12 protein-coding genes and 2 tRNA genes are annotated in these 12,439 nt (G+C 67.5%); 6 read left to right on the forward strand and 8 right to left on the reverse strand.

The window, feature by feature from the left end; translation table 11 throughout:
• Nucleotides 1-85 precede the first annotated feature (85 nt).
• The 4 genes from clpX to tig form a co-directional block, all read right to left on the reverse strand.
• The gene (gene clpX / locus JOF55_RS05900; RefSeq protein WP_310270738.1) at nucleotides 86-1,381 is read right to left on the reverse strand and encodes an ATP-dependent Clp protease ATP-binding subunit ClpX; all 1,296 of its coding nucleotides are present in this window, start codon (nucleotides 1,379-1,381) and stop codon (nucleotides 86-88) included.
• A gap of 326 nt (nucleotides 1,382-1,707) precedes the next feature.
• Nucleotides 1,708-2,340, reverse strand: coding sequence for an ATP-dependent Clp protease proteolytic subunit (locus JOF55_RS05905; protein WP_310270741.1), 633 nt, complete (start codon nucleotides 2,338-2,340; stop codon nucleotides 1,708-1,710).
• A 52-nt stretch (nucleotides 2,341-2,392) separates the two neighbouring features.
• Nucleotides 2,393-3,019, reverse strand: coding sequence for an ATP-dependent Clp protease proteolytic subunit (locus JOF55_RS05910; RefSeq protein ID WP_310270744.1), 627 nt, complete (start codon nucleotides 3,017-3,019; stop codon nucleotides 2,393-2,395).
• A 185-nt stretch (nucleotides 3,020-3,204) separates the two neighbouring features.
• Nucleotides 3,205-4,608: a trigger factor gene (gene tig / locus JOF55_RS05915; protein WP_310270747.1), complete on the reverse strand. Its 1,404-nt coding sequence runs from the start codon at nucleotides 4,606-4,608 to the stop codon at nucleotides 3,205-3,207.
• A gap of 239 nt (nucleotides 4,609-4,847) precedes the next feature.
• On the opposite strand from tig, the gene JOF55_RS05920 reads away from it, so the two are divergent.
• Complete coding sequence (locus JOF55_RS05920) at nucleotides 4,848-5,780, forward strand: ferredoxin family protein (RefSeq protein ID WP_310270750.1); 933 nt, start codon at nucleotides 4,848-4,850, stop codon at nucleotides 5,778-5,780.
• Between the two features lie 27 nt (nucleotides 5,781-5,807).
• On the opposite strand, the gene JOF55_RS05925 is transcribed toward JOF55_RS05920, so the two are convergent.
• The gene (locus JOF55_RS05925; protein WP_310270752.1) at nucleotides 5,808-5,948 is read right to left on the reverse strand and encodes a hypothetical protein; all 141 of its coding nucleotides are present in this window, start codon (nucleotides 5,946-5,948) and stop codon (nucleotides 5,808-5,810) included.
• 150 nt (nucleotides 5,949-6,098) lie between these two features.
• A tRNA-Pro gene (locus tag JOF55_RS05930) sits at nucleotides 6,099-6,172 on the reverse strand.
• 210 nt (nucleotides 6,173-6,382) lie between these two features.
• On the opposite strand from JOF55_RS05930, the gene JOF55_RS05935 reads away from it, so the two are divergent.
• From JOF55_RS05935 to JOF55_RS05955, 5 genes are all read left to right on the forward strand, one after another.
• Nucleotides 6,383-6,453: transfer RNA gene (locus tag JOF55_RS05935), tRNA-Gly, on the forward strand.
• 242 nt (nucleotides 6,454-6,695) lie between these two features.
• A complete protein-coding gene (locus JOF55_RS05940; RefSeq protein WP_310270754.1) occupies nucleotides 6,696-8,174 on the forward strand; it encodes an MDR family MFS transporter in 1,479 nt (492 codons plus the stop codon).
• A gap of 189 nt (nucleotides 8,175-8,363) precedes the next feature.
• Nucleotides 8,364-8,999 (forward strand): 2'-5' RNA ligase family protein, encoded by a 636-nt coding sequence (locus tag JOF55_RS05945; RefSeq protein WP_310270756.1) that lies wholly within the window; start codon nucleotides 8,364-8,366, stop codon nucleotides 8,997-8,999.
• Between the two features lie 47 nt (nucleotides 9,000-9,046).
• Nucleotides 9,047-10,270: a GNAT family N-acetyltransferase gene (locus tag JOF55_RS05950; protein ID WP_310270760.1), complete on the forward strand. Its 1,224-nt coding sequence runs from the start codon at nucleotides 9,047-9,049 to the stop codon at nucleotides 10,268-10,270.
• A 90-nt stretch (nucleotides 10,271-10,360) separates the two neighbouring features.
• Nucleotides 10,361-11,134, forward strand: a complete 774-nt coding sequence (locus tag JOF55_RS05955) for a hypothetical protein (protein WP_310270763.1) — start codon at nucleotides 10,361-10,363, stop codon at nucleotides 11,132-11,134.
• 82 nt (nucleotides 11,135-11,216) lie between these two features.
• On the opposite strand, the gene JOF55_RS05960 is transcribed toward JOF55_RS05955, so the two are convergent.
• Nucleotides 11,217-12,023 carry an Fpg/Nei family DNA glycosylase gene (locus tag JOF55_RS05960; RefSeq protein WP_310270767.1) on the reverse strand — a complete coding sequence of 269 codons (807 nt, stop codon included), beginning with the start codon at nucleotides 12,021-12,023 and terminating at the stop codon, nucleotides 11,217-11,219.
• Between the two features lie 52 nt (nucleotides 12,024-12,075).
• Complete coding sequence (locus JOF55_RS05965; protein ID WP_310270769.1) at nucleotides 12,076-12,429, reverse strand: hypothetical protein; 354 nt, start codon at nucleotides 12,427-12,429, stop codon at nucleotides 12,076-12,078.
• Nucleotides 12,430-12,439 lie beyond the last annotated feature (10 nt).

The raw sequence follows: 12,439 nt of genomic DNA on the forward strand, positions 1-12,439 counted from the left end.
CTGATAATGCCTGCCGGGGCGGCACGTTCGACGAACTCCCACCACCCGGACGAGCCGGCCAGGGGAGTTCGCCCCTCGTGCCTGGTCAGGCCGACTTTTCGCGGCGCTCGTGGCGACTGTTCGGCCGCGCCACGATCGTCGGATTCACACTCTCCCGGACGGTCTGCTCGGTGATGATGACCTTGGCGACGTCCGAGCGGCTCGGAACGTCGTACATCACCGGCAGCAGAACCTCCTCCAGGATCGCGCGCAGCCCTCGGGCACCCGTCCCCCGGATGATCGCCAGATCGGCGATGCCTTCCAGCGCCGAGTGCGTGAACTCCAGCTCGACACCGTCCAGCTCGAACAGCCGGGTGTACTGCTTGATCAGGGCGTTGCGGGGCTCGGTGAGAATCTTCACCAGCGCCTGCTTGTCCAGGTTCGTCACGCTGGCCACCGTGGGCAACCGGCCGATGAACTCCGGGATCAGGCCGTACTTGATGAGGTCCTCGGGCAGGACCTCGGAGAAGTGCTCGGCTGCGTCCACGTCGGCCTTGGAGCGCAGGTCGGCCCCGAAGCCGACGCTGCTCTTGCCCACCCGGTCCTCGACGATGTCCTCCAGGCCTCCGAACGCACCCGCCACGATGAACAGCACGTTGGTGGTGTCGATCTGGATGAACTCCTGGTGCGGGTGCTTGCGCCCGCCCTGCGGGGGGACGCTGGCGCTGGTGCCCTCCAGGATCTTCAGCAGCGCCTGCTGCACACCCTCGCCGGAGACGTCCCTGGTGATGGACGGGTTCTCGCTCTTGCGAGCGATCTTGTCGACCTCGTCGATGTAGATGATGCCGGTCTCGGCGCGCTTGACGTCGTAGTCGGCGGCCTGGATCAGCTTCAGCAGGATGTTCTCGACGTCCTCACCGACGTAGCCCGCCTCGGTCAGCGCCGTGGCGTCGGCGATGGCGAACGGGACGTTGAGCATCTTCGCCAGCGTCTGGGCGAGGTAGGTCTTGCCGCAGCCGGTGGGTCCGAGCATCAGGATGTTGGACTTCGCCAGCTCCACGTTCTCCTCACGGCTGTCGCGTGCGGAGTTCTGTTGCTGCTGCTCCCCGGCCTGAATGCGCTTGTAGTGGTTGTACACCGCCACCGAGAGGTTGCGTTTGGCACCGTCCTGGCCGATGACGTACTGGTCGAGGAAGTCGTGGATCTCGCCCGGCTTGGGCAGCTCGTCGAGCTTGACATCGCCGGCCTCGGCGAGCTCCTCTTCGATGATCTCGTTGCAGAGATCGATGCACTCATCGCAGATGTACACGCCGGGACCGGCGATGAGTTTTTTCACCTGCTTCTGGCTCTTCCCGCAGAAGGAGCACTTCAGCAGGTCGCCGCCGTCACCGATACGCGCCATGCCGATGACCTGTCCCCTCCGGCGCGCCGTTCTTCTGACGCACCTCGCCGTGTCTGCCTTCGACGGTACCTTCCGTGTCCCGCTTCGTGGAGACTCCGAAAACGTCGCCGGTCACAGCAGTGAACTCCACCATACGCCCGATGACCCCGACCACAGGGCGACCGGGACGAGTCCGGAAGGCTCGAAAACGCCGTCGACGAAACCGGGTGTTCTCGTCAGCCTGCCCCCGACACGCCGGGCACGGCGACAGCGCCGCCGCACTCGGCGTGTCGAGGTGGACCACAGTCATTCCCGCTGTCCGCGGACCTACCGCACGAAGGTCCGCCTCAGGACTGCTGTGCCGAGAGCTTGCGATACGGCATGATCTCGTCGACGATGCCGTACTCCTTGGCCTGCTCACCGGCCAGGATCTTGTCCCGCTCGATGTCCTCGCGGATCTGTTCCTGGGTCTTGCCGGTGTGCCGGGCCAGCGTGCTTTCCAGCAGCTTCCGCATCCGCTCGATCTCGTTGGCCTGGATCTCCAGGTCGGAGACCTGACCGTAGACACCCTCGGTGGCGGGCTGGTGGATCAGCACCCGCGAGTTCGGCAGTGCCATCCGCTTACCGGCCGATCCCGCGGCCAGCAGCACGGCGGCGGCCGAGGCGGCCTGGCCGAGGCAGACCGTGCGGATGTCCGGCCGCACGTACTGCATGGTGTCGTAGATGGCCATCAGCGCGGTGAACGAACCGCCCGGCGAGTTGATGTAGAGCTGAATCTCCCGGTCCGGGTCGTCGGACTCCAGATACAGCAGCTGCGCCATGATGTCGTTGGCCGAGACGTCGTCGACCTGCACCCCGAGGAAGACGATGCGTTCCTCGAAGAGCTTGTTGTACGGGTTCGACTCCTTGACCCCGTAGGCGGTGCGCTCGACGAAGGACGGGAGCATGTACCGGGACTGGGGGAGTTGGAATGAGTTCACGTCAGTGACTCCTCGTGACTATGGTGGCCGGCACGTTCGCGAACGGGCGCGATCAGGCGCTCGGCATGTTGGCGCGGTTGGCGATGTGGTCGATGAAGCCGTACTCGAGAGCCTCGTCCGAGGTGAACCAGCGGTCGCGGTCGGAGTCGGCGGTGATCTTCTCGACGGTCTGGCCGGTCTGCGCGGCGATCAGTTCGGCCATCTCACGCTTGTGCCGGGAGAACACATCGGCCTGGATCGCGATGTCCGAGGCCGTGCCACCGAGACCTGCCGAGGGCTGGTGCATCAGGATCCGCGAGTGCGGCAGCGCGAAACGCTTGCCCGGAGCACCCGCCGAAAGCAGGAACTGCCCCATCGACGCGGCGAAGCCCATCGCCACGGTCACCACGTCCGGCTTGATGAGCTGCATCGTGTCGTAGATGGCCATGCCCGCGGTGACCGAACCACCGGGCGAGTTGATGTAGAGCGAGATATCGCGCTCGGTGTCCTCGGCGGCCAACAGGATCAACTGGGAGCAGATCTGGTTGGCGATGGTGTCCTCGACCTGGGAGCCGAGCACGATGATGCGCTCCTGGAGCAACCGCTCGTAGACCGAGTCGTTGAGCGAGAGTCCACTGCTCGTGGTCCGCATCTGCGGCGACTGCGCCTCGGACGCCGGAACCGTCTGGTGCTGCGTCACGTCTCCCTGCCTTCTTCCACAATGGACCCGGTCGTCATATCGGTCGACCGGGCCGCGTTGAAGTATTGTCCGTCACCGGGCTGCCGGTGTAGCCGGTGATCCGTTACAACAGACCCTAACGAACGTGGGCGGCACCAGCTTCCCAGTACCGCCCACGTTCGCTCTTAGCGTGTTTTTCGACTCGATCACTCCGAGCCGGTGCTGCGCGACTGCTCCTCGGATTCGGCTTCGACGACCTCGGGCTGCTCCTCGGTCTCGCCGCCTTCCTCCTGCGTGCCGAACAGCTCGTCCAGGTCCAGAGCATTGCCCTCGGTGTCGGTCACCGTGGACTGGCGCACCACGGAGAACAGGGCCTTGCTCCGGCGGATGTCGGCGTAGATCACGCCCAACTGGTTGGACTGCTGGATCTGCTGAACGTACTGGTCCGGGCTGATGCCGGACTGCTGCGCCTGGTAGATGATCCGCTCGGTGAGCTCGTTGTCCGAGACCGAGATGTCCTCGGTGTCGGCGATCGTGTCCAGCACGAGCTGGGTCCGGACCGCCTGCTCGGCTTCCTCACGAGTCTCGGAGTCGAACTGCTCACGGGTCTTGCCCTGTTGCTGCAGCGACTCGACGAAGCGCTCCTCGTCGTGATCGAACGGGTGCACCGCGTCGTGCTCGCGCCCCTCGACCTCGGACTGCACGGCCGTCTCGGGCAACGGGACCTCGGTGTTCTCCAGCAGGGCCTCCAGGATCCTGTCCCTGGCCTGCATGCCCTGCTGCATCCGCTTGACGCGGCCGAGTCGTTCCCGCAGGTCGGCGAGCAGTTCCTCCACCGTGTCGAATTCGCTGGCCATCTGGGCGAACTCGTCGTCGGCCTCCGGCAGCTGCCGTTCCTTGACCGAATTGAGCGTCACCGTGACATCGGCCTCTCGGCCCGCATGGTCACCGGCGACCAGAGTGGTGGTGAAGTTCCTGGTGTCGCCTTCGCTCGCGCCGATCAACGCGTCGTCGATGCCCTCGATGAGCTGCCCGGAACCGATCTCGTAGGACAGGCCGCTGGTCTGGGCGTCGGAAACTTCCTCGCCGTCAACGGTGGCCGACAGGTCGATGCTGGTGTAATCACCGTGCGCGGCGGGGCGCTCGACACCGGTCAGCGTGGCGAAGCGGGCGCGCAGCTCGTCGAGCTGCTCCTGCACCTCGTCCTCGGTGACCTCGACGTCGTCCACGGTCACGGCCAGCTCGCCAAAGGCGGGCACAGTCAGCTCGGGCCGGACGTCGACCTCGGCGGTGAACTCGATCTGCTCACCGTCGGCGATGTTGGTGACCTCGAGTTCCGGACGGCCGAGAGTGTGAACATCGTTGCTGTTGACGGCCTCCATGTACTTCGACGGGACCGCCTCGTTGACAACCTCGTCGAGCACGGGGGCGCGACCGATGCGGCTCTCCAAAACGGGAGCCGGTACCTTGCCGGGGCGGAACCCCGGAATCCGGACCTGCTTGGCCAGTTCCTGATACGCGCGGTCGAAGTTCGGCTTGAGCTCGTCGAACGGCACCTCGACGTTGATCCGTACGCGCGTCGGGCTCAGGTGCTCGACGGTGCTCTTCACGTGGTCTCCTAGTGCGAACGTGCTTGGCTATCCCCGGCGGTGCCGGTGGGAGTCCGGGGCAGACCGCCGGTGGCTCCGTCGACGCCGGGTGACCTCTGAGTCTATTGCGTGAGCTCCGAGTACCCCGTCTCGGGTCATGCATATTCCCCGTACATCTTCCCATGCGTGCGTGAACGCCCGAGGACTGCGGGGCGACGGGCGAGGATGTCCGCTCGCCGCGGCCGTGTTGAGGTGGAGGAGTGCATAAGTGCTCCACCGAAACCACCGGCGCAAGCAGGTGCGCGGCGCTGTCCGTGGCCCTGGGCGAGCCGCTCGCGGGCACGGCCGCGGCGGCCGATACGTGGCTGTGCCTGGAGCAGCACGGCCCGTGGGGACGCGATGCGCTGACGCAGAGTCACCTCGACGCCGAGCTGGGAGCCGCCCTGGCCGAGCGGGCGGACTCCAGCGGTGTTCGCGTACAGCTGATCCGGCGCCCCGGGCGACATCCGGACGCCGGTGACGGCGGAAGCCGTCGGATCTACCTGGCGCACACCCGGCCGGGGGCGAGTTGGCTGCGCACGGCGGAATCGACGGATCCGTCCGAGCTGCTCGCCCTGGACTTCGACCGACTCGCGGACGGCAAGCACGATCACTGGGGTGATGCGGTCACCGATCCCGTGCTGCTCGTCTGCACCAATGGCAAGCGGGACCAGTGCTGCGCAGTCCGGGGCCGTGCGCTGATCGAGGAACTCGCGGGTCGCCATGACGGCGCGCTGTGGGAGACCACGCACACCGGCGGACACCGGTTCGCCCCCGCCGCCGTGCTGCTTCCCAGCGGGTACACCTACGGGCGTCTGGACGCCCGGCATGCCGATGCGGTCCTGTCGGCGGCGTGTGCGGACAAGGTCGTCACCGACCACTGCCGGGGTCGCTCGTGCTGGGACGGCGCAGGTCAGGCCGCCGAACTCGCCGTACGCGAGCACGCGGGCGAGTACCTGGCCGATGCTCTGTGGGTGCGGGATCCGGCCCCGAGCGAGGCGGAAGGACGAGTGCGGATCGCACATCGGGACGGCAGGCAATGGGCGGTGGCCGTGCAGCGGAGGACCCTCGATCCCCCCAGACCGAACAGCTGCGGGAAGTCGGCCATCCGACCGGTCACCTGGGGCGCCGGAGACGTCTCCGAGCTGCCCTGATCCTTCTCCTCTCCGACCGGGATCGTGCTATCGGGGGACGCTGAGACGGACGGGAGTGACGGCCGGGGCGACCTCACCGCCCGGATTCGCGGGGACGGGGCGCTCCACAAGCATCGAGACACCGATCAGCAGCACCGCGGCGGTTGCCAGCAATGCGATCACCACCACGGCCGATGTGTGCGGGCGTGACGGGAGAACAGGAGTCCTCTCGGTTGAGGTATGCACATCTCCTTCATCGCCGACGCCGCCGTGCCCCGTTAGCGTCGGATGCCGGTTGGCGCCGGTCACCCGCTTTGTCGCAGGCGACCGGCTCCGGCGTCGGGGTGGCGGGATTTGAACCCACGGCCCCTCGCACCCAAAGCGAGTGCGCTACCAAGCTGCGCCACACCCCGTCGTGAACCCGTAAGCCCGGGTCCGTTGCGAGCACCCTATCGCGACCGGTTAGGCTTGGTCATACGCGGTCGACATGACACCCTGCAGCAGCCATGCAATGGCTGCTGTGGTAGCTTCTCCGCGGCCACGTTCTCCGTGGGAGCGTTTCCGCACGGTGGTGTTCCGGCGGGGATGATCCATGCGGTATGGTGTCATGCGCGACGCCGCACGCGGGTGTAGCTCAATGGCAGAGCCCCAGCCTTCCAAGCTGGTCATGCGGGTTCGATTCCCGTCACCCGCTCCGAGGCGAGCATGAACTCGCCAGAAAACGGCCGCCCGGGCGGGCGGCCGTTTTCGTGTGTGCCCGGTCTTCCTGTGTGACCAGTGCCATGCTCCGGTCGCCGGAAATCGCTTGGCTCGCGCCCGCGAACGGGCGCATGCTGGGGAGTCTTGTGCGTCCACCGGAAAAGTCCCGGCGCGCCTTTCGGACTCGACGCACCCGCCACGGCAGGCCCCACCCGAGAGCGGACGGAGAGTTTCGGTTTGCGACGACTCGAAGGCATGCTGCCGGAATACAAGTGGCTGGTCGGCATCACCTTCGTGCTCGGTCTCATCATGCAGATCCTGGACATGACCATTCTCAACGTCGCGCTGGCGCGTCTGGGCGACGAGTTCGGCATCGAAGCGGGCACCCTGCAGTGGGTCCTGACCGGATACATGATCAGCCTCGCGGTGTTCATCCCCTCGTCCGGCTGGATCGCCGACCGGTTCGGCAGCAAACGAACCTTCCAGTTCGCCGTGATCATTTTCACACTCGCCTCGGTCCTGTGTGGAATGGCACAGAGCATCGGGATGCTCATCGCCGCACGCATACTGCAGGGCGTCGGGGGCGGCATGCTCGTCCCCGTCGGTCAGGCCATGCTCTTCCGCGCGTTCCCTGCACACGAGCGCGCGAAAGCCTCGGCCATCCTGGCGATTCCGATCACCGTCGCCCCCATGCTCGGTCCGTTCATCGGCGGCGTGCTGGTGCAGTACGCGAGCTGGCGCTGGATCTTCTTCATCAATGTGCCGGTCGGTGCCCTGGCCCTGCTGTTCACGTTCCTGTTCCTCCGGGAGGAGTACCGCGATCACCCCGGCAGGTTCGACCTGCCGGGATTCCTGCTCGCCGGTTCCGGGCTGGCCACCCTGCTGTTCGGGCTCGACGAGGCCTCCCGTCTGGGATGGTCGGCGCCGCAGGTCTGGTTGATTCTGGGCACTGCCGTACTGCTCGTCGGCGGACTCACCTGGCGGGAACTCAGCATCGCCGAACCGATGCTGAACCTGCGCCTGCTCGGCAGCCGGTTGTTCGGTCTCGGCAACGGTCTCCTGCTGTGCCAGACCGTGGCGATGTTCAGCATGCTGTTCCTGCTGCCGCTGTACCTGCAGAATCTGCGCGGCATCACGCCCATGCTCACCGGTGCGGTACTGATGCCGCAGGCACTGACCATGCTGCTGGTGACCCAGGTCGTCTCCCGGGTGTACGGGCGGATCGGCCCGAAGCGACCGATCGCCGTCGGCTTCCTGCTGCTGAGCAGCATCGGCCTCGCCATGCAACTGCTCACCCCGAGCATGTCGTTGTGGTTCATCGTCGCCGTCCTGGTCGTGCAGGGCGTGGCCATGGGGTTGTTGATGACTCCGCTGCAGACCGCCACGTTCGCCCGCACCTCACCGGCATCGATGGGGCACGCGACCTCGATGTTCAACGTCAGCAGGCAGGTGGCCACCGCGCTCGGCACGGCGGTCGTCGCCAGTGTGCTGGTCATGCTCACCAATGCCGGGCTGGCAAGCGCGGACCCGGCCGTTCCCGCCCAGCTCGTCCAGGCCCGGATGCAGGCGTTCCGAGGTGCCTTCCTGGTCAGCACGGTGTTCGGTGTGCTGGGGCTGCTGCTGACCGCGTGGGTGCGCGACTCCGATGCGGCCGCGACCCTCGATCGCAACCACCCTCATCGGGCCGCCGACACGCTCGACGAGACTCGTTCATGACCGAGCGGGCCGACGAGCGCAGGTGACGATGGCCACGCGCGAAAGCTCGGTCCGGCCCGCATCCGGAGCATGGGACATCGTGGCAGGAGGCCATGGCAGGGGGCCGTGGCAGGAGTCGAGATCCACAGGCACTATTTCCACGAGCCCGCTGCCGGAGACGGGCACGATGCGAAGGGCGCTATTCGAAGAATGACCGAGATGCCGCACGCCGACCAGGTCCGCAACCATGCACGCTGGCGTCCGGGGTGGGCCCCGGGGCGCACCAGTTACGCCTGGCTACTCCCGCTCGGTGATCAGCCCGGGCTCCGGGAGCTGGCCAACCAGTACCAGTACGCGCTGCGGGACCTGCCCGGCTTCGACCCCGTGCCGCTGGAATGGATGCACATCCTCCTGCAGGACGTCGGATTCACCGACGAGGTGCCTGCAGGCAGCACCGAAGCTCTGCTCGATGCCGCGCGCACCCGGCTGGCCTCCGTCGCCCCGCCGGCACTGACGTTTCACGACGGGGTCGTGCTCCCCGAGTCGCTGGCGCTGCCCGCCGAACCGCAGTCCGCGCTGTCCGAGCTGCGCTCGGCCCTGCGCGCGGCCAGTGCCGAGGTGATCACCGAATCGGCGCTGCCCGGGGAGCCCGAGGAAACCGACCAGCACGTCAGTCTCGCCCACCCCACGGCGGACGGCCCGGCCGCCTTCGCCGCGGCCACGCTCGCAGCCACCATCGTCGAACCTGCCACGGTTCGGGTTCCGTCCGTATCACTGGTCACACTCACTCGCGATCACGCCTCCAGTGAATGGGAGACACTCGACCGGGTGAGCTTCGGCGGCTGAGGCGGCAAATCGTCGCGTCCGTCCCGGCTCGGCGGTAGGAACGGGGCATGGCCGACCCGACGTTGACCGTGCACTCCCTCAGCCACGAGGACTTCGAGCGCTACTACAACGTGTTCGCCGCATCGTTCATGGAGGACCGGCGCGAACATTTCCGCGAACAGGTCCGGGACGTGTTCGACCCCGATCGCGCGCACGGTGTCTTCGACGGTGACGAGCTCATCGGCGTGGCCTGCATGCTCTCCCCGGAGATCACGCTGCCGGGGCGGATCCGGCATCCGCTGGCGGCGGTCACGACGGTCGGAGTGCAACCGGGACATCGTCGACGCGGGGTGCTGAAGATCCTCATGCGCGCGCAACTGGACGGACTGTACGAGTCGGGTTCCGAACCGGTGGCGGCGTTGTACGCCTCCGAGGGCGGCCTCTACGGCCGTTACGGGTACGGGGTCGGCTCCCACGAAATGCGGCTCTCCCTCCCCCACGGAGCCCCGTTCCTCCGAACGGTGGAGATCGATCAGCGCCCGGTTCGGGAGGTCGAACGCAAGCGGGGCTTGGAGTTCATGCAGGAGCTCTACCCATCGGTGGCGGGGCAGCGCATCGGATGGCTCTCCCGTGACGACGGCGCATGGCACATTCGGGTCGCCAATGACCAGGCGAATCGGGACGACAAGGGCGCGCTCCGCTATGCGCTCCATCCCGACGGTTACGCGCTGTACCGGCCGAAGACCAGGTGGAACGAGCGCGGACCCGCCTACGAACTCCACGTGCAGGAAGTTGCGGGGACCACCCCGCAGGCCTACGCGGCGCTCTGGCGCTACCTGCTCGACCTCTCCCTGGTCAGCGAGGTGACCTGGGACAAAGCGGCAGTGGACGAGCCGGTCACGAACCTGCTCGCCAACCCCCGGCTGGCGCGGCGGCGGATGAAGGACGGGCTGTGGGTACGACTGGTGGACGTGGACCGGGCGCTGCGGGCACGCCGCTACTCGGCGCCGCTGGACACGGTCCTCGAGATCACCGACGACTTCTGCCCCTGGAACGCCGGGCGCAGGCGCCTGCGTATCGGCCTCGACGGTGTCGCCGAGGTCTCCCCGACGGAGGACTCCGCCGAACTCGCACTGGACGTGAGCGACCTCGCCGCCGCATACCTGGGAGACACCACCCTCGCGGCGTTGGCTCGTGCCGGCCGGATCACCGAACTCGGCGCGGGTTCGCTGCTGCCCGCTTCGCGCGCCTTCACCACCGAGCACGCACCGCACTGTCCGGAAGGTTTCTGAAGGTATTCGTCCCACGAAAGAGTACTGTCGGAGACGTCGGAGTTGTGGTCGCGGCAGCATCGCCGCACCAGCGGTAGCGCGGGAGGAACCATGGGTACCGCAGTCGCTCTCATCGTGATCCTCGTCCTCCTCATCGGTGGCGCCGTGTGGTGGTACCAGTACCGCGCCGCGGCCAAACAGCGTGATCTCGACGACGCCAAGGCCGAGGCACGCCGCTGGGTGGAGCGCCTCGGCGGTCAGGTCCTGAACCTCATCGGCACCAACGAGGCCGCCAAGCAAGCCCTCGCCGATGCCTCGGAGCGGCACAACGCCGCAGGCTCGCAGATGGAGCAGGCCGATACCCCCGAGAAGTGCCGCCTGACCACGCAGACCGCGCTGGAAGGCCTGTACTACGTCCGAGCCGCGCGCGTCGCGATGGACATGGACCCCGGCCCGGAACTGCCCGATCTGGTGGGCCAGCGCGGTGCGGGCGCGGTCACCGAATACCGCGAGGTCGACGTGGAGGGACAGCACCAGGTCGCCTCGCCGCACCCCACCGAGCAGACCCCGCACTACTATCCCGGCGGCAGAGTCGCCGGGCGGCCGGTACCCCGGGGCTGGTACAGCGAGCCGTGGTGGAAGCCCGCACTCGTGGCGGGTGCGTGGGGCTTCGGCTCGTTCATGCTGATGGGCGCCCTGTTCGGCGGCATGGCCGGGGTGCCCGCCGCGGCCGCGTCCCCCGAGGAGTTCCCCGAGGGCGACGCCGGTGACATGGGCGACGGCGGCGACATGGGCGGTGACGGCGGCGACATGGGAGACATGGGCGGCGGCGACATGGGCGGTGGTGGTTTCGACCTGGGCGGCTTCGACATCGGCGGCTTCTGACCCCTCGGTGCCGGTGAGATTTTTGCAGTTTCGCGCGAAACTGCATTTTTATAAACGTGCGGTTTCGCGCGAAACTGCACAGCTACTGCTGGCAGGAGGGGCACCAGTAGAGGTTGCGTCCGCTCAGGTCGGCCGTCAGCACGGGAGTGGCGCACACCAGACACGGCTGCCCGGCACGACGGTAGACGTAGACTTCACCGCCGTGCCGGTCCTGCCGGGGCGCCCGTCCCATCACCTCCGGCTCGTGTTCCGGCCGCACCGTGTCGATACGCCCGCTGCGCACTCCTCCGGCCATCAACTCGACGAGATCGCTCCAGACGAGCTGCCAGCGTTCCCGCCCCAACTCACGTCCGGGCGTGTGCGGTGGGATGCCGTGCCGGAACAGCACCTCGGCCCGGTACACATTGCCGACCCCCGCGAGCACCTTCTGGTCCATCAGCAGTGCGGCGATACTCGTCCGTGAACGCGCAAGGCGCTCCCAGGCCCGTTCGGGGTCGGCATCTTCCCGCAGCGGATCGGGCCCCAGGCGCGAACGCAGCGCCGCGACCTCAGCACCGGTGAGCAACTGGCAGGCGATCGGTCCGCGCAGGTCCGTCCCGTACGTCGAACCGACGAGTCGCATCCGCACCTTGCCGCGTGGCTCCTCCATCGGCACCGGGGCCTCGGTGAACTTCCCGTACAGCCCGAGATGGACATGCACGACACGGTCGGGGCCGAAACTGTGCAGCAGATGCTTGCCGTGGGCTTCGACCCGTTCGAGAACGGAGCCGTCCACCAGCGACGCGTCAGCGGCGAAGCGCCCCTGCGGGCTGCGCACCCGGACTTCGGTGCCCGCATATCTCCGGTGATGCAGCCGGGCGAGCCGGTGCAGGGTGTGTCCCTCGGGCATACCTCACAACTCTGTTTCGTATCCGCGTGCGTAATCGAGCGCCGGAGCGTGGCTACACCAGAATCCACACGAGGACGGAAGCCACGGCATAGCCCAGCAGACACCACAGGCACGCCGACACACCGCGACGGGCGGCCATCCGAGGAGCCGTCTCGTGGCGATGCAGCACCCCCAGCACGATGCCCGCGATCATCGAGGCACACAGCGCGAGGAAGCCACCGGCCATCAGCAGGATCCCGACACCGAGGGCGCAGTCCGGCGCGCCGCACAGGGCGCCGTAGCCACCGGCCAGGGCGGGGACGAGCTCGGTCTGCCCGAAGAAAAGCACGGCAACTCCGAGCAGCGTGCCGCCGAAGGCCAGCAGTGGCGTCAGCAGCCAGGCGGTCGGGGCTCGTGACTCGGACATGGGCCTCGGC

Origin of the sequence: Haloactinomyces albus, from assembly GCF_031458135.1 — a bacterium.
Classification (GTDB): Bacteria; Actinomycetota; Actinomycetes; order Mycobacteriales; family Pseudonocardiaceae; genus Haloactinomyces; species Haloactinomyces albus.